At 72.2% G+C, this 16,024-nt stretch carries 13 protein-coding genes; 8 read left to right on the plus strand and 5 right to left on the minus strand.

All coding sequences use genetic code 11. The features are described 5' to 3' along the window. Window positions 1-28 precede the first annotated feature (28 nt). Window positions 29-838, minus strand: a complete 810-nt coding sequence (locus ACIBH4_RS01860; protein ID WP_362511764.1) for a methyltransferase domain-containing protein — start codon at window positions 836-838, stop codon at window positions 29-31. A gap of 175 nt (window positions 839-1,013) precedes the next feature. Here ACIBH4_RS01860 and ACIBH4_RS01865 point away from each other — a divergent pair, with 175 nt between their 5' ends. Then, window positions 1,014-1,448, plus strand: coding sequence for a hypothetical protein (locus tag ACIBH4_RS01865; protein ID WP_362511767.1), 435 nt, complete (start codon window positions 1,014-1,016; stop codon window positions 1,446-1,448). Window positions 1,449-1,453: 5 nt separating this feature from the next. On the opposite strand, the gene ACIBH4_RS01870 is transcribed toward ACIBH4_RS01865, so the two are convergent. Together ACIBH4_RS01870 and ACIBH4_RS01875 are read right to left on the minus strand one after the other, a co-directional pair. Continuing rightward, window positions 1,454-2,995, minus strand: a complete 1,542-nt coding sequence (locus ACIBH4_RS01870; RefSeq protein WP_362763511.1) for an aldehyde dehydrogenase family protein — start codon at window positions 2,993-2,995, stop codon at window positions 1,454-1,456. Between the two features lie 225 nt (window positions 2,996-3,220). Continuing rightward, window positions 3,221-3,652, minus strand: coding sequence for a cupin domain-containing protein (locus tag ACIBH4_RS01875; protein WP_362763508.1), 432 nt, complete (start codon window positions 3,650-3,652; stop codon window positions 3,221-3,223). 219 nt (window positions 3,653-3,871) lie between these two features. On the opposite strand from ACIBH4_RS01875, the gene ACIBH4_RS01880 reads away from it, so the two are divergent. The 5 genes from ACIBH4_RS01880 to ACIBH4_RS01900 all read left to right on the plus strand — a co-directional run bounded on the left by ACIBH4_RS01880 (window position 3,872) and on the right by ACIBH4_RS01900 (window position 11,664). Then, window positions 3,872-5,404, plus strand: coding sequence for an SWIM zinc finger family protein (locus tag ACIBH4_RS01880; RefSeq protein WP_362763505.1), 1,533 nt, complete (start codon window positions 3,872-3,874; stop codon window positions 5,402-5,404). Further along, entirely contained in the window at window positions 5,401-6,813 is a 1,413-nt protein-coding gene (locus ACIBH4_RS01885) for a DUF5691 domain-containing protein (RefSeq protein ID WP_362763502.1), read from the plus strand. The genes ACIBH4_RS01880 and ACIBH4_RS01885 overlap by 4 nt, the downstream gene beginning before the upstream one ends. Further along, window positions 6,813-7,880: an AAA family ATPase gene (locus ACIBH4_RS01890; protein ID WP_362763499.1), complete on the plus strand. Its 1,068-nt coding sequence runs from the start codon at window positions 6,813-6,815 to the stop codon at window positions 7,878-7,880. Before ACIBH4_RS01885 ends, ACIBH4_RS01890 begins: the two co-directional genes overlap by 1 nt. An 87-nt stretch (window positions 7,881-7,967) precedes the next feature. Continuing rightward, complete coding sequence (locus ACIBH4_RS01895; RefSeq protein WP_362763496.1) at window positions 7,968-10,520, plus strand: DUF5682 family protein; 2,553 nt, start codon at window positions 7,968-7,970, stop codon at window positions 10,518-10,520. Next, complete coding sequence (locus tag ACIBH4_RS01900; RefSeq protein ID WP_350944177.1) at window positions 10,513-11,664, plus strand: VWA domain-containing protein; 1,152 nt, start codon at window positions 10,513-10,515, stop codon at window positions 11,662-11,664. The genes ACIBH4_RS01895 and ACIBH4_RS01900 overlap by 8 nt, the downstream gene beginning before the upstream one ends. A gap of 198 nt (window positions 11,665-11,862) precedes the next feature. On the opposite strand, the gene ACIBH4_RS01905 is transcribed toward ACIBH4_RS01900, so the two are convergent. Further along, complete coding sequence (locus tag ACIBH4_RS01905) at window positions 11,863-12,303, minus strand: thioesterase family protein (RefSeq protein ID WP_362511789.1); 441 nt, start codon at window positions 12,301-12,303, stop codon at window positions 11,863-11,865. Then, entirely contained in the window at window positions 12,304-12,933 is a 630-nt protein-coding gene (locus ACIBH4_RS01910) for a TetR/AcrR family transcriptional regulator (protein WP_362511792.1), read from the minus strand. A 223-nt stretch (window positions 12,934-13,156) separates the two neighbouring features. On the opposite strand from ACIBH4_RS01910, the gene ACIBH4_RS01915 reads away from it, so the two are divergent. Together ACIBH4_RS01915 and ACIBH4_RS01920 are read left to right on the plus strand one after the other, a co-directional pair. Then, window positions 13,157-14,698 carry an MFS transporter gene (locus ACIBH4_RS01915; RefSeq protein ID WP_362763493.1) on the plus strand — a complete coding sequence of 514 codons (1,542 nt, stop codon included), beginning with the start codon at window positions 13,157-13,159 and terminating at the stop codon, window positions 14,696-14,698. 267 nt (window positions 14,699-14,965) lie between these two features. Further along, the gene (locus ACIBH4_RS01920; protein WP_362511797.1) at window positions 14,966-15,979 is read left to right on the plus strand and encodes an enolase C-terminal domain-like protein; all 1,014 of its coding nucleotides are present in this window, start codon (window positions 14,966-14,968) and stop codon (window positions 15,977-15,979) included. Window positions 15,980-16,024: the final 45 nt, after the last annotated feature.

Genomic DNA, 16,024 nt, shown 5'->3' on the forward strand with positions numbered 1-16,024 from the left:
GGAGGCGGGATTCGCGAGGCGTCGAGGCTCAGACGCGGCAGATCAGCTCGCCGTGGAGCAGTGACAGCCAGCCGTCCGGATCCGCGGCCCAGGACCGCCAGCCCTCCGAAATGCGGCGCAGGTCCTCCTGGGTGGCGGCGCCCGAGGCGAGCGCCTGGCGGGCCATGTCCGATTTCAGGACCCGATCGGCCCACATGCCTCCCCACCACGCGCGGTCGTCGGGAGTGGCGAAGCACCAGGCGGAGGAGGTGGCCGAGACGTCGGTGAACCCCGCCGCGTGCGCCCACGACAGCAGTCGCCGTCCCGCGTCGGGTTCGCCGCCGTTCGCCCTCGCCACCCTCTGGTACAGGTCCAGCCACTCGTCGAGCTCGGGCGTCTCGGGGAACCAGGTGAACGTGGCGTAGTCGCTGTCGCGTACCGCGACGACCCCGCCCGGTGCGCAGACCCGCCGCATCTCGCGCAGCGCCTGGACCGGGTCGCCGACGTGCTGCAGCACCTGGTGGGCGTGAACGACGTCGAAGGTGTCGTCGGGGAACTCCAGCGCGTGCACGTCCGCCACGGCGAACGTGATGTCGGAGCGGCCTCGCCGCTCAGCCTCCGTGCGGGCCGGCCCGAGCGCCTCCTCGGTGATGTCGACCGCGGTGACCGCGCCGGGCGCGACCCGCTCCGCCAGGTCGGCCGTGATGGTGCCCGGTCCGCACCCCACGTCCAGCAGCCTCATGCCCGGTCTCAGGTGCGGCAGAAGGTGTGCCGCCGAGTTCTCCGCCGTACGCCATCTGTGGGACCTGAGCACGGACTCGTGATGCCCGTGCGTGTAGACGGCGTCCTTGCCTGTCATGGGAACCCTCCTTTGTCGTCGCGCTCTTCGGACCGTAGCAGGAGTCTCATATTTCAAGAAGAATAGTCTCACTATGTGGTCGTAACGGTTTTCGTACTGTTTCATCACTTGTTGTGACGGGGGAGTGAGTTCACACTCAGGACGGATATTCGTTGACACGACTGAGGGGGTCCTCGTGCACGAGGAATTCAGTGCTCACGAGACCTGGCCGCTGGGGTGCGCGCACTGCGGGCACCGGTGGCAGGAGGAATACCTCGTCCGCCATCTGAGCGACGGGCACGGACACGATGCCGTTCTCTGGCTGCGGTCGGGTGTCGTGGTCCAGTCGCCCTGGTCGGGGGCGAGCTGTCCCGTCTGCGGCCGCGACGGCGTCCGAGCCCTCCCTCCGAGCGCGCACCCCCGCGTCACCGCCGAGCCGTCCGCGGCGATGTCCTCCGGCGTGGCCGCCGGCCTCACGCCCGTTCCCGACGCCGAGCCCGGACCCTCGCCCGCCGTACCCCGGCCGCGTCGCCTCCTGGCGCAGCCCGTCCTGCTGTACGCCCTCCTCACCGTCGCGCTCGTGCTCTTCACCGGCTTCGAGGTCTTCGAGTACGTGGTGACACACCACTGAAGGGGTCAGGTCGACAGGCGGAAGTCCAGGTCGGGGACGATCTCGGCGACGTCCATCTGGGCTTTCTGAAGCCTGCCCGAGTGGTCCCAGTTCATCGCCTGCCAGCGGGTGAACTGGTCGAGGACCCACATGCCCGACTGGCGGCTGCCGTTGCCCGACTTGCCGTTGCCGCCGAAGGGCAGGTGGGCCTCCGCGCCCGAGGTGGAGTTGTTGACACTGACCATGCCCGCGCCGATGCCCTCGCGGAAGCGGAACGCCGACGCAGGGTCGGTGGTGTAGACGGAGGAGGAGAGCCCGTAGCCGGGGAGATTGGCCAGGTCGACGGCTTCGTCCAACGCGCTGAAAGGCGTCACGCCGACGATGGGGCCGAAGGTCTCCTCCAGGAAGAGCCGGTCACCGGGGCGGACGCCGTCCACGATCACCGGGTGGTAGTAGAGACCGCCTTCCCCGGTGAAGTCGCCGCGCGGGTTGTCCGGGGTGATGCGGCCGGTGGGGCCGGAGACGACCGTGTGGTGCGGCTGGATCCAGCCCAGATACTCCTCGTAGCGCGCGGCGAACCTCTGGTCGAGCAGCGGCCCGCACAGCACGTCCCCCGCGGGGTCGCCGATCGTTGCCCCGGCCACGGCGCGTGCGTACCGGCTGAGGAACTCCTCGTGGACGCTCTCGTGCACGATCACCGTGCCGAGCGACGTGCACCGCTGCCCGGCGGTGCCGAAGCCCGCGAACAGGGCGCCCTCCACGGCCAGGTCGAGGTCGGCGTCGGGCATCACCACCATCGGGTTCTTGCCGCCCAGCTCCAGGCACGGGGACTGCAGGTGGCGCCCGCACAGCTCGCCGACACGGCGGCCCACCTCGGTGGAGCCGGTGAACCCGACCTTGTTCACCGTGCCCTCCGCAAGGGCCGCCTCCAATCCCTGGAACGTCGCGTCGCCGTCGGCGAGAACCAGGTTCAGCACGCCGTCGGGCAGCCCCGCCGCGACGAACAGCCGGTAGAGCGCGTGCGCGGAGGCCGCCGCGTACTCGGCGGGCTTCCACACCACCGTGTTGCCGCACAGCAGGGCCGGGACCAGATACCACGACGGCACCGCGACGGGGAAGTTGCCCGCCGTGATCACCGCGGCCACCCCCACGGGGACCCGGAAGGTGAACAGATTCTTGTCCGGCATCTCCGAGGGGACCGTCTGCCCGTACAGCCGCCTGCCCTCGCCGAGGAAGAAGTCGCACGTGTCGACGATCTCGCGCACCTCGCCCAGCGCCTCGGCGTACGGCTTGCCGATCTCGCGGGTGACGAGGCGGGCCAGCTCCTCGGCGTTCGCCTCCACCAGGCGTCCGATCGAGGCGATCACCCGTCCCCGCACGGGCGCGGGGACCCGCGTCCACTCCCGTTGCGCGGCGGCGGCCGTGCGGCACGCGGAGGAGAACGTGCTCGCGTCCGCCAGCCGGACCCGCGCGACCACCTCGGCCACCCGAGCCGGGTTGACCGACTCGTAGGCCGTGCCGTTGGACGTTTCCTTTCCGCCGATGACGGAGACGATCTCGCTGGTCATCTTCGACCTCCCGATATGGACCTTGACCGCATTCTCCCCGCGATCCGGGAGCCCGTCACCTCGGCGGGAGGCCGTTCGCGTCATCTCCTCGCGCCGGTCCGTCCGCCATGTCGTCCATCGGAGCATGCGAAGACCGGCGGAACCCGTACGCGGACTGTCCGGCCACGCGGAGCTCGGCTCCGGTCGTGCGGCGGAGCCGAGCATGTTCTCCGTCAGACCATTCCGTCAGAGCATTCGGAAGTCGGCGAAGTCGAAGCCCGGTGACACGACGCAGCTCACCAGCACGCCCTCGTCACCGGCGGGGCGGGCGGCCTGCCAGGTGCCGCCGGGCACCAGGGCCTGGAGGACCTGCCCGTCCTCCACCCGGGGCCCCAGGGTCACGCTCTTCGAGGGCCGGCCCTCGTGGCCGCCGAGGATCAGGGTCAGCGGGCCGCCCCGGTGCCAGAACCACACCTCGTCGGAGGTGACCACGTGCGGGCGTGACTCCTCGCCGGGCTCCAGCAGGAAGTAGATCCCGGTGGCGGTGGCTCGCGCACCGGCGTACCCGGGCGGGGTGAGGTCGACGGAGGTCTTCCAGGTCTCCCGGAACCAGCCGCCCTCGGGGTGCGGCAGCAGGTCGAGGGCCTCGGCGAGCGGAGGGCGTGAAGGAGTCGTCATCGCACCGATTCTAGGGACTTCCGGGGACGTGGTTTCGTTCGACGTGCTGTGGGAGGGCCGTCGGGAGCGTGCTTCCGTGAGGGGGCGGTTTCGTTCGACGTGCTGTGGGAGGGCTGTTGGAAGTGTGCTTCCGTGAGGAGGCGGTTCCGTCGGGCGTGCTGTGGGGCTGCCGTCGCGGACGGGTCCGGATTTGTCGGCGGGGTTGGCTAGGTTCGGTCCGTGATCGAACGGTGGAACCGGGATCAGGTGCTGGCGCTCGCGCCCGACGCCTCATCCAAGAAAGCGGCCCAGGGCGTTTCCTCCCCCGGCAAGTGGTCGGGATGCGGCGTGACCGCCGACGTGGTGTGGGGCGAGTGCGCGGGCAGCGGCTCCAAGCCCTACCGGGCGTGCGTCGACCTGTCGGAGCCCGCCTACCGATGCAGCTGCCCCAGCCGGAAGTTTCCGTGCAAACACGCCCTCGGCCTGCTGCTGCTGTGGTCGGCAGACGGTGTTCCCGCCGCCGAGGAGCCCGCCGACTGGGTGGCCGAGTGGCTCGAAGGGCGGCGCGGTCGCGCCGCCAAGGCGGCGGAGGCGGGGACGGCCCGCGCGGCCAGGGCCGCCGAGCCCGGTCCTGCGGACGGTCGCCGGGCCGCGCAGCGCGAGCAGCGGGTGACCGCGGGGCTGTCGGATCTGGAGCGCTGGCTCGCCGACCAGGTCAGGCAGGGCATCGCGAAGTCGCGGCGCCACGATCAGTGGGACGACCTGGTCAAACGCCTGATCGACGCTCAAGCGCCCGCCGTCGCGGGTTCGCTGTCGCGCCTCGGTGCCGTGCTGGACGGCGACGACTGGCCCGCACGTCTACTCAGCGAGTACGCGCTGCTGCACCTGCTCTGCGTGGCCCATCGCAGCCTTCCCCTCCAGGCCGGCGACGGCTCCGAGGCCCGTTCCGACGCGCTGGACGGCGAGGAGGTACGCGGGGAAGCGGCTCCCGTGGGGCTTCTCGAAAGGGTGCGCGACCGGATCGGCTTCCCGATGACGAAGGAGGAGGTGCTCGCCCGCGGCACCGTGCGCGACCTGTGGGACGTGCTGGGACGGCGCGACGAGGAGCACGACCGGCTGATCGCGCGCCGGGTCTGGCTTCGCGGGCGCGCGACGGGCCGGGCGGCGCTGGTGCTCTCGTTCGCCCCGGTCGGACAGGCCCTCGACGCCTCACTCGTCACCGGCACGACCATCGACGCCGACCTGGCGTTCTATCCCGGCTCCGCTCCGCTGCGCGCGGTGGTCGCCGCCCGTCACGGGTCCGTTCGCGATGACTCCGCCCGTCATGACTTTGCCCGTCATGACTCCGTTCACCATGACCCCGCCCACCGCGAACCTGCTCACGATGACCCGGCCCACCGCGATCCCGGTCTTCGCGACCCCGTTCGCGACGGTCCCGCCCCTCACGCCGTCGCCCGTGACCGTGTCGCCACGGCGGGGCCGCCGGGTCTCACCGTCGAGCAGGCTCTCGACGAGGTGGCCCAGGCCCTCGCGGGCGACCCCTGGCTGGACTCCTGGCCGCTCGTGCTGGAGGGGGTGACCCCCGCGGGCAGCGGTTCGCGCCTCCTGGCCGGGCCCTCCGGCGGGCTGCCTCTCCATCCGTCCGCGGGCACCCCGTGGCGGCTGGTCGCCACCTCCGGCGGACACCCGTTGACCGTCGCCGCCGAATGGACCCCGAGGGGACTGCGCCCCCTCACGACCTGGGACGAGGAAGGCAGGGTGATCGTCCTGTGAGCCCCTCCGCCGAATGGGAGGACCTGGTGTCCACCGCGCTCGTCGGGACCGACCGGCGCCCTCTGCCGGGTCAGGAGGCGAGCGAGGTCGAGCTGCTCGGGCGCGCGGCCGTGCACACGCTGCGGATGCGCGCGGGACGGCGGCCGGTCGCCGCGGGTGAGCCACCGGCCGTCGCGGCGCCCGAGGAGCAGCCCGCGGTCTCGCGCGCCGCGGGGGAGCGGCTCTCCCGCATCCTCGGCGGTGAGCAGCCGAGGCTGCTCACCGAGTGGCTGGAGACCGCGGCCGCGCGCGGATACCGCCTCTCGCCGCACCTGCTGCCCGAACTTCTCGACCACGCGGCCAAGGACCGGTCGATCCGCCCCCACCTCGGCGTCCTCGCGGGAAACCGAGGACGCTGGCTGGCCGGGCTGAACCCGGCGTGGGCCTTCCTGCTGGAGGAGGTCACCGGAGTCGCCACCACCGGCTCCGACGAGGTCTCCGAGATCTGGGAGTTCGGCACCCCGGGTGACCGCCGCGTCCACCTGGGGGCCCTGCGGGCGACCGACCCGGCGAGGGCGCGAGAGCTGCTCGCCGCCGGCTGGGAGAAGGAGACCGCCGAGGACAGGGCGGCGTTCCTGGAGGTTCTCGTCACCGGGCTCTCACCCGACGACGAGCCGTTCCTGGAGGCCGCGCTCGACGACCGCCGCCGTGAGGTCCGCAACCAGGCCGCCGACCTGCTCACCCGGCTCCCCGGATCGCGCCTGGCCCTGCGCATGGCCGAGCGGGTCGCCCGCTACGTCACCGTCTCCGGCGGCGAGATCCACGTCACCCCGCCGGTGGCCTGCGACAGCACCATGGAGCGCGACGGCATCCGGGCGAAACCGCCCCGGGGGACCGGTGAGCGGAGCTGGTGGCTGCAGCAGGCCGTGGCCCGCACCCCGCTCGGTGTCTGGCCTCGGCTGCTCGGACGACCGCCTCGCGACCTGGTCCGGATGAAGATCGTCGACTGGGGTCGGGAGCTCATGGCCGGTTGGGTGAGGGCCTCCGTCATCCAGGGCGACCCGGAGTGGGCGCTGGAGCTCTTCGCCTGGGATCCGCTCGCCGATCTGCTGGCCGCGCTGCCCCGCGACAGGCAGGAGATCGTCGCGGCCGACTTCGTTCGGCGGCACGGCCTGGACGGTCAGCTGATCATGGTCCTCGGCGGGGCCGCGGCCCCCTGGGGACCCGTTCTGGCCACGGCCGTCCTCCAGAAGATCATCGACGTTTCCGGCACCCAGCCGTGGAACCTCGGGGAGCTGGCCAGGCTCGCCGGTGAACGCATCGACCCCACCCTGCACGACATGGCCGGGCGCCTCTCGCCGGAGCCCCCCATCCAGGAGGTCGCCGCCCTCCTGCGTTTCCGTGACGACATGTTGAAGGAGCTCAGATAGTGACAACGGTTCTGCGGGCCCACGCCGAAGCCCAGTACGCCGAGGAGCTGGCGATTCTGGCCAAGGGCGACGATCGCACCCGTCCGCCGGGCTGGAAGCTGTCGCCCTGGGCGGTGACCACCTACGTTCTGGGCGACGGCGACCAGATCACCCCCAAGTACATCGGGCCGCGGCGCATCGTCGAGGTGGCCGTGGCGACGCTCGCCACCGACCGCGCGTTGCTGCTGCTCGGGGTGCCCGGCACCGCCAAGACCTGGCTGTCCGAGCACCTGGCCGCCGCGATCAGCGGCGACTCCACCCTCCTGGTGCAGGGGACGGCGGGCACCGCGGAGGAGGCCGTCCGCTACGGCTGGAACTACGCCAGGCTGCTCGCCGAGGGCCCGTCCATGGAGGCGCTCACGCCGAGTCCGGTGATGCGGGCGATGGCCGAGGGGCGGCTCGCCCGCGTGGAGGAGCTGACCCGCATGCCCTCCGACGTCCAGGACGCGCTGATCACCGTCCTGTCGGAGAAGACGCTGCCGATCCCCGAGCTCAACCGGGAGGTCCAGGCCTCGCGTGGTTTCAACATCATCGCCACCGCGAACGACCGCGACCGGGGCGTCAACGACCTGTCGAGCGCGCTGCGCCGCAGGTTCAACACCGTCGTGCTGCCGGTGCCCGCCACCGCGGAGGAGGAGGTGGACATCGTCTCCCGGCGGGTCGGTCAGCTCGGTCGTTCCCTGGAACTGCCCGAGACCCTCACCGGCCTGGAGGAGATCCGCCGCGTCGTCACGGTCTTCAGGGAGCTGCGCACCGGTGTCACCGAGGACGGCCGCACCAAGGTCAAGTCCCCCAGCGGAACGCTCAGCACCGCGGAGGCCATCTCCGTCCTCACCAACGGCATCGCCCTGGCCGCGCACTTCGGCGACGGGGTGCTCCGCGCTTCCGACGTGGCCTCGGGCATCGTCGGCGCCGTGATCCAGGACCCGGTCTCCGACCGCGTCGTCTGGCGCGAATACCTGGAGACCGTGGTGCGCGAGCGCCAGGACTGGCGCGACTTCTACCGGGCCTGCCGTGACGCGGGCTGAGGCGGTGGCGCCCGAGACGGGCGCGTTCCCGGTCTTCGCGCCGGCGACGCCGCCGGTCGCGCCTTCCCTGCCGGGCGGGGGACGCCGATGAGCGTCTCCGTGCTGGGAATCCGGCACCACGGCCCGGGGTCGGCGCGGTCCCTGCGCGACGAGCTCGAACGCCTCAAGCCGGACGTCGTTCTCATCGAGGGCCCGCCCGAGGCGGACGAGCTGGTCAGGCTGGCCCGTGATCCCGACCTGCGGCCGCCGGTCGCGTTGCTCGCCCACGTACCGGGTGAGCCGTCCAGGGCCGCGTTCTGGCCGTTCGCGGTGTTCTCCCCCGAGTGGCAGGCGATCCGCCACGCCGTCGCGGCGGACATCCCGGTCCGCTTCTGTGACCTGCCGGCCGTGCACGGCCTCGCCTCCCGTCCTGGCGAGCCCGGTGACGCCGGGCCAGGGGAGCGCAGGCAGCGGGAGGCACCGGAGGACGCCGGAGCGCGAGGACCGGACGACAAGGTCCCCGACACCCGGGACGAAGCGGCCCACGACGGCGAGGCGGACGGCGACACGGACGGCGGCACGGAGGACGAGGCGGACGGCGCTCCGGAGTCCGTACGGATCGATCCGATCGGGACCCTCGCGCGCGCCGCCGGGTACGACGACCCGGAGCGGTGGTGGGAGGACGCGGTCGAGCACCGTGGCGATACCCCGTTCCACATGATCGCCGAAGCGATGGAGGCCGTCCGCGAGGGGCACGTCGCCGACGCGTACGAGGCGCGGCGCGAAGCCTTCATGCGGCGCACGATCCGCAGAGCGGTGAAAGACGGGTTCGAGCGGATCGCCGTGGTCTGCGGGGCCTGGCACGTCCCCGCGCTGGCGGGCACATCGCGCGAGGGCGCGCCCTGGGGAGCCGGGCTGCCCACGGCGAAGGCCGACGACGCGCTGCTCAGAGGGCTGCCCAAGGTCAAGGCCGAGATGACCTGGGTGCCGTGGACGTACGGGCGGCTGGCCGCCTGGAGCGGGTACGGCGCGGGAGTGACCTCCCCGGGCTGGTACGACCACCTGTTCGCCTCCCCCGACCGGCCGGTCGAGCGATGGCTGACCGGGGCGGCCGGGGTGCTCCGCGAGGAGGACCTGCCGGTCTCCTCCGCGCACGTCATCGAGGCGGTCCGGCTCGCGGAAAGCCTGGCCGTGCTCAGGGGACGGCCGCTGGCCGGGCTGGCCGAGGTCACCGAGGCGGTCAGGGCGGTGCTGTGCGAGGGCGACGACCTGCCGGTCGAGCTGATCCAGCGGCGTATGGTCGTGGGGGAGCGGCTCGGCAGTGTGCCCGACGACACCCCGATGGTCCCTCTCCAGCGTCACCTGCGCGAGGAGCAGCGGCGGGTGAGGCTCAAGCCCGAGGCGCTCGATCGGGAGTACGACCTCGACCTGCGCAAACCGCTCGACCTGGAGCGCAGCAGGCTGCTGCACCGGCTGCGCCTGCTCGGCGTCGGCTGGGGCACCCCCCAGGAGAGCCGGAGCAAGGGCACCTTCCGCGAGTCGTGGTCGCTCGCCTGGCGGCCCGAGTTCGACATCGACCTGATCGAGGCGAGCTCCTGGGGTACGACCGTCCCGGCCGCCGCCGCCGCGCGCGTCCGAGACCTCGCCGACGGGGGAGGAGCACCCGGCGGCGCGGCCGGTCCGGGAGGCGGTGCTCCGGGGACGGCCGGTCCGGGAGGCGGAAAGCGGGGCACCGCCGGTGGCGGTGTGACGCTGGCCGGGCTCACCGGCCTGGTGGAGCGCTGCCTCGTCGCCGACCTGCCGGAAGCGCTGCCGCACGTGCTCGACGCCCTCTCGGCGCGGGCCGCTCTCGACAACGACGTCACGCACCTGATGGACGCGCTCCCGGCGATGGTCCGCGCCCAGCGCTACGGCGACGTGCGCGGCACCCCGGCCACCGGCCTGGCCACCATCGTGGAGGCGATGCTCACCAGGATCTGCGTCGGCCTGGGTGGCGCCGTCACCGGTCTCGACGACGACGCCGCCCGCGACCTGATCCGGCACATCGACGCCGTCCACGCCGCCGTCGCCCTGCTCGACACCGGCCCCACCAATCCGGACGGTACCCGTGCCACCGAGTGGGGTTCCGGGGAGTCCGGGAAGGTCGGGGAGGAAGCGCCGCGAGAGCGGTGGCTGGTGGCGCTGCGCGGGGCCTGCGGCCGCGCCGACCTGCACGGGCTCATCGAGGGACGGCTCACCAGGATCCTGCTGGACGCCGCCGACCTCGACACGGCCGAGGTCGGGCGACGGATGTCGCGGGCGATGTCGGCGGGACACCCGCCGGCCAGGGCGGCCGCCTGGATCGAGGGGTTCCTGTCGGGAGGCGGGCTGCTGCTCGTGCACGACCCCCGGCTGCTCGGACTGATCGACGAGTGGCTCACCGGGCTCGCCCCCGAGACCTTCGTCGATGTGCTCCCCCTGCTCCGCAGGACGTTCGGCGCCTTCGCCGCCCCGGAGCGGCGCTCGATCGGCTCGCGCGTCCGCTCCCTGGACGCGGGCACCGGCGACCTCGCGCCGGACGCGGAGGACTTCGACGAGGAGCGCGCGGCGGCGGCCGTGCGGACCGTGCTGACGATTCTGGGACCGGCGATCTCTGGAAGGACGGGCAGCGCCGATGGATGAGAGACTCCGCCGCTGGCGAATGGTTTTGGGCGGCGACGCGGACGGCACGGGGTGCTCGCTCACCGGGACCGACGCCCAGATGGACGGCGCGCTGGCCGCCCTGTACAACGGCGGCGGCGAGGGGTCGGAGCGGAGCGGTGGCCTGGGCGCCTCCGCACCCAGGGTGGCGCGCTGGCTGGGCGACATCCGCTCCTACTTCCCCTCGACCGTCGTCCAGGTCATGCAGAAGGACGCCGTCGAGCGACTGAACCTGACCCGGCTGCTGATGGAGCCGGAGATGTTGGAAGCCGTCGAGCCGGACGTCCACATGGTCGGCACGCTCCTCTCACTCAACCGGGTGATGCCGGAGAAGGCGCGCGAGTCGGCCAGGGCGCTGGTCCGCAAGGTCGTCTCCGAGCTGGAGCGGAAACTGGTGCAGAAGACGAAGGCCGCGGTGACCGGCGCCCTGGACCGCTCGGCGAGGACCCACCGGCCCAAGCGGGTCGCCGACATCGACTGGGACCGCACGATCCGGGCCAACCTGAAGAACTACCTGCCCGAGCGCAACACGGTGATCCCGTCCAGGCTCGTCGGTTACGGCAGGCGCCAGCGGGCGGTTCAGCGCGAGGTCGTGCTCTGCATCGACCAGAGCGGGTCGATGGCCGCCTCCGTCGTCTATTCGAGCGTCTTCGGCGCGGTGCTCGCCTCGATGAGCTCGCTGAGGACCTCGCTGGTCGTCTTCGACACGGCGGTCGTCGATCTCACCGACCAGCTCCACGACCCGGTGGAACTGCTGTTCGGCACCCAGCTCGGCGGCGGCACCGACATCAACCGGGCCATCGCCTACAGCCAGGGGCTCATCACCCGGCCCAATGACTCGATCTTCATCCTGATCAGCGACCTCTACGAGGGGGGCGTACGGGAGGAGATGCTCCGCAGGGTCGCCCAGATGACCGCGTCCGGTGTCCAGGTGATCGTGCTGCTCGCCCTCTCGGACGAGGGGGCGCCCTTCTACGACCATGACAACGCCGCGGCGCTCGCGGCGATGGGGGTGCCCGCCTTCGCCTGCACTCCCGACGCCTTCCCCGACCTGATGGCCGCGGCGATCGAGCGCCGCGACATCGGCCAGTGGGCCGAGCGCAGGCTGGAGCGCACCGCCACCTGATCCCGTCCCGGTGAGGGCGGTAGGGCCACGGGGGCCCGCCCTCACCGGGGCGTCAGGGGACGGCCCCGGCTCGCCGTTCGCGGGTCCGCGGCCTGAGGAACCTGGATCGGGCCGTGGCGCGATCCGCGATGTGAGCGACCTGGACCGGTTCGTGGCGCGGTCCGTGGCGTGAACGACGCGGATCGGCTTGTGGGGCGGTCAGGGCGTGGGGGCGAGCAACTGCTTGAGGGAGTCGCGCAAGGGCTCGCTCATCGGGCTCGGCCGCAGCGTGGCCGGGTCGAGCCTGACCTGGACCCGGCGGCCCTCGGCGTGTACGACGGTGTGGTCGGCCGACAGCACGCGGAAGCCGTACACCACGCTGGTGGTGCCCAGGCGTTCCAGCCAGAAGTGCACCGCGGCCTCGCCCACGGTGTTGATCGGCATGTGGTAGGTGATGGAGAACTCGCGTACCACGAAGAAGATCTCGGCGAAGTGCGACCGGGCGGGGTCGAAGGGCCATCCCCGCTCGGCCCAGTAGTCGGACAGCGCCCGCTCGAGAAGCAGGACGTAGCGGGCGTTGTGGACGACGCCCATCGCGTCGAGGTCGTCGAAGTGGATCTGGACGGGCTGGATGTGCCCGCTCCGCAGGACGGTCGTCATTCAGGTCTCCGGGAGGACGCAGGGGTCGGTCGAGAGGGAACGGAGCCGTTCGAGGACGGCCGTGCGCGCGAACCGGTAGCTGTGCTCGCGTTTGAGCAGGTGGGTGTGGACGACCACGACCGAGCCGAGTGCTTCGATCTCGAAGGCGAGCTGGGCGGGGTCGGTGCCGGGTCGCAGATCGCCCAGCTCGATCGCCAGCTCGCTGAGCCGGGTCAGCAGGTTCATCCAGCTGCCGACGGCGTCGGCGATGGCGTCGTGGACCGGGCCGGGGCGGTCGTCGAACTCGCCGTCGACGGCGCCGAAGAAGCAGCCGCCGGGCAGGTGTCTCGCGCGGTAGAAGTCGATGCGGCGCTCATGCAGGGTCCACAGTCTGCGCACTCCCCGGGGGCCGCGCAGGGCGGGCTCGATGATGTGCTCGGTCCACTGTTTTCTGGCGTGTTCCACGATCGCGAGTTGAAGCGATTGTTTGTCGGGCCAATGAGTGAAAAGTCCGGACTTGCTCACGTCGAGTGTCGCGGTCAGCCGGGCGAGTGACAGGCCGTCGAGTCCTTCGACCGAGGCGAGCCGGACGGCGGCGTCGAGGACCGTCCGGCGAGTGCGCTCCCCGCGCTGGAGTCGTCCGTCGATCATGCCTGGAACTCTAGCAAACAATATGACCGACCGGTCGTTAATATTCTTCGCCGCTTCGCCGCTTGGCCTGGCCTCCCGCGTCGTGGGCAGCGGCCAGAATCGATGTGAAACGGTATGGGTGCCCCGAGCCTGGCCTCCCGCGTCGGCGGACGCCGGTCCTACGACCAAGGGCTGATCCGGGGGCCGATGCCTGCCGCCGCGCGGTGGCCGTACCGTCGACCCCATGACCACCGTGATGACCGACAAGCCTCCCGCCGGGATATTCGCCCGGAGCCACCGCGCTCTCACGGTCGGGATGGTGGCCCTCATCTTCCTGGCCGCCTTCGAGTATCTCGCGGTGGCCACCGCCATGCCGGTCGTGGCAGACGAGTTGGACGGTCACGCGCTGTACGGGCTGGCGTTCAGCGGGGCGCTGGCGGCCGGGGTGGTCGCGACGGTGCTGGGCGGGTGGTGGGGCGACCGCAGGGGGCCGGTCGCGCCGCTCTGGACCGGGGTGGCGATCTTCGCCGTCGGGCTGGTCGTCGCCGGTGCGGCGCCGACGATGGACGTGTTCATCGTGGGCCGCTTCGTGCAGGGATTCGGCGCGGGCATCCTGCAGGTCTCGATGTACGTGCTGGTCTCGCGGTCCTACCCGGCGGAGCTTCATCCCCGGGTGTTCTCGATCTTCGCGACCGCCTGGGTGGTGCCCTCCATGGTGGGACCCGCGATCACCGGCGTCGTGGTGGAGAACGTGGGCTGGCGCTGGGTCTTCATCGGCGTGACGGGAATCCTCCTCCCGGCGGCGCTGCTGCTCTGGCGCGGGCTGGCCTCCGCGCCGATGGCGAGGCCGGAGAAGGCCGAGACGGAACCGGTGTCGGTGTCGAGGCCAGTGCCGGTGTCGGGGGCAGGCGCGGGGCCGGTGATGGAGCCGGTGCCGGGGGTCGGCGTGGGCGCGGCGGTGTCTGGGGCGGGCGCAGGAGCGGCGACGGAGCCGGGGACGGCGACGGAGCGGCCGTCCGGCGCCCGGTCCTCGATCGCGCGCCGACTGGGCTGGGCGCTGCTCGTCGCGGCAGGGGCGGCGCTCATGCAGTACGGGGCGTCGGCGCTCACGGGGGACGGTGGCACGGCGCGCGGCACCGGGTTCGTCCTGCTCGCCGCCGGCCTGGCCATGCTGATCGCGGCACTGCCCCGGCTGCTCCCGCCGGGAACCCTGCGCGCGGCCCGTGGGCTGCCCTCGGTGATCTCCCTGCGAGGGATCGCGGCGGGCGCGGCCATCGGCGGCGAGGCGTTCCTGCCGCTGATGCTGAACCAGGAGCGCGGCCTGTCGCTGACGATGGCCGGGCTCACCCTGACCGGCGGCGCGCTGAGCTGGTCGTTCGGATCCTGGGTGGTGGGGCGTAAGCGGTTCGACCGGGTTGTGGTGCTGCGTTCCGGCTCGGTGCTGATCGCCACGGGCCTCGCGCTGATGGGCCTGACCGTCTTCGCCGTCGTCCCGGTCGCCACCGCCTTCCTCGGCGAGATCATCCTGGGCCTCGGTATGGGCATCGTCTATCCGACGCTTTCCGTGCTCATCCTGGAGCTGTCGCCCCCAGGCGAGGAGGGGGAGAACAGCGCGTCGCTCGGTGTCGCCGAGTCGGTCTACACGGTCGTCGCCGTAGCGATCACCGGGGCTCTCCTCGCGGCCCTGGGCGCCTCGGTCGCCGTCTACGTGCTCTGTTTCGGGCTGACGGCGCTGATGGCGGCCACCGGGGCATTCGTCGCCGGCCGGGTCCTGCCCAGGACTTGAGGTCTGCTCGTCTCTGCGCTTCGAAGCCCCCTGCGCGTCCGACACCTCAGGTGGAGGGGGTGAGTCTCTCCACCCCTCCACCGAATCCCCTTCCGCGCCGGAGGCGTTCACCAGACGCCGTGGCACCATGGGAAGAACGCCGTTCTTCGTGGTGTTGAGGGGGAGTCCCGCCTTCGGGCGGGATTCGCGTTTCCTGGCCCGGCTTCTCCGGGCACTGAAAGTCGCCGGAGTCCGAGGTTCTTCGGGCTCGGAGAGATCGAGGGGTCCATGCCGCGTATTCGTGAGCTTGAGGTGTTCCGGCTGATACTGCCGTACGGCAGGCGGCCGGAGAGCATCCTCGTCCGGCTCACCGACTATGGCGGGATGACCGGGTGGGGCGAGGTCGTCGACGCCGACCCCAAGACCTGGGTCGCGCTGGAGGAAGGGCTCGCGCAGGCGCTGATCGGCGTCGACTGGGAGCATCCCGACGAGCTGGGTTCGGTTCCCGGAGGCTCGGCCGCCGACATGGCCTGCTGGGATCTGTGGACGAAGATGCGCGGGGTGCCGCTCGCCCACGCGCTGGGCGGCACCCGCACCTCGCTCATGGCCACCGTCAGGATCGGTGCGGAGCGCAATCTGGAGAGCCTGGTCGCGCGGGTGAACCGGCACGTCTGCGCCGGGTACGCCCACGTGACCCTGGATGTTCACCCAGGCTGGGACATCGAGCCGCTGCGCGCCGTCCGTCAGGCGTACCCGGCGCTGGGCATCGGCGTGGACGCCCGCGGCGCCTACACCGACATCGACGCCCTCGAGGCGCTGGACGCCTACACGCTCTCCGTCATCGAACGCCCCTTCGCCGGTCTCGCGAGTCTCGGCGACCACGCCGACCTGCAGGAGCGCGTCGCCGCCCCGGTGCTGCTCGAGGTCTCCTCGGCCGAGCAACTGGACGAGGCGGTCACCGCGAGGGCGGGCCGGGCACTGCTGCTCCGTCCCGCGGCCCTCGGCTCCCTGCGCGAGGTGCGGCGGGTGCACGACCGCGCGGTGCGCGCCGGATGGGAGATCGCCTGCGCGGGAGGAAAGGGCACCGGGCTGGCCCGCGCGGCCACCGTCGCCGCGGCCAGCCTGCCCGGCTGTGACCTGCCCTGCGACGTGGCCGAGCCGCCGCGCAGCGCGCAGATCGTCGACCCGCCGGTCGGCGCCTCGGGCGGCGTGGTGGCCGTGCCGCTCACCCAGGCGGGTCTGGGTCACCGCATCGACGAGGACCGGGTCCGTCGCCTGTCCAGGGAGTCGTACCTGGCTTGACGCGCTCCCCGGCGTGAAAGCCGGAGCACCGGCCCGCCATGTGGT

Source organism: Streptosporangium sp. NPDC050284 (genome assembly GCF_044459525.1).
Classification (GTDB): Bacteria; Actinomycetota; Actinomycetes; order Streptosporangiales; family Streptosporangiaceae; genus Streptosporangium.